General features: G+C 46.0%; 1 pseudogene. It reads right to left on the minus strand.

The window, feature by feature from the left end:
* A pseudogene (gene manP / locus ACWHAR_RS26175) lies at window positions 1-768 on the minus strand (PTS mannose transporter subunit IIABC); the annotation flags it as partial.

The following is a 768-nucleotide window of genomic DNA, read 5'->3' on the forward strand; positions in this document are numbered from 1 at the left end:
TAAAATCAATGCCAGAAGGATCGAGCTCGACCCTTTCATCCCCGCCAGCCAAACTGTTAAAGAGGCGAAAATTTGAGCTACAGGCGCGCCGATCAAAAACACAAACGCTAAACCTACAATCAGTGATGCAAACACCGGAATAATAATAATCGGCATAATCGGCTGGATGGCTTTTGGAACTTTTAATTTCTTTATCCAAAGTGCAGCATATCCGGCCAAAAACCCGGCAATAATCCCCCCGAGGAATCCGGCGCCGCTTGCGCTGTCATAAAAACTTCCAGTCGCCGCAATATATCCGCCGATTATCCCTGGCACAAGCCCCGGTTTATCAGCGATGCTATAGGCGATATAGCCGGCTAAAATCGGAATCATAAATGAAAATGAAGCACTGCCGATCTGTTCAATCGTTTTCCAGAAGGAATCATCCGGAATAACTAAGCCTTTAGGTGTTTTCTCCCCTCCAAGCGTTAATGCAACCGCTATCAATAATCCGCCGACGACAATAAAAGGAACCATAAATGAAACGCCGTTCATTAAATGACGATAAATTGGATTTTGTTTCTTCTCCGGATGATTACCGGATTCCGGTTTTGAAGCGGAACGATAGACCGGTATATCCCCGTTAAGAGCTTTTCGAATCAATTCCTCCGGTTTGCGGATGCCGTCCTGTACCCCTACAGACAGCAGTTTTTTGCCTATAAACCGGTCTTTGTTTACCGAGCGGTCTGCAGCAATAATGATTGCGTCCGCTTCGCGAATTTCCTCTTC

Source organism: Bacillus sp. LR--39, assembly GCF_053613335.1.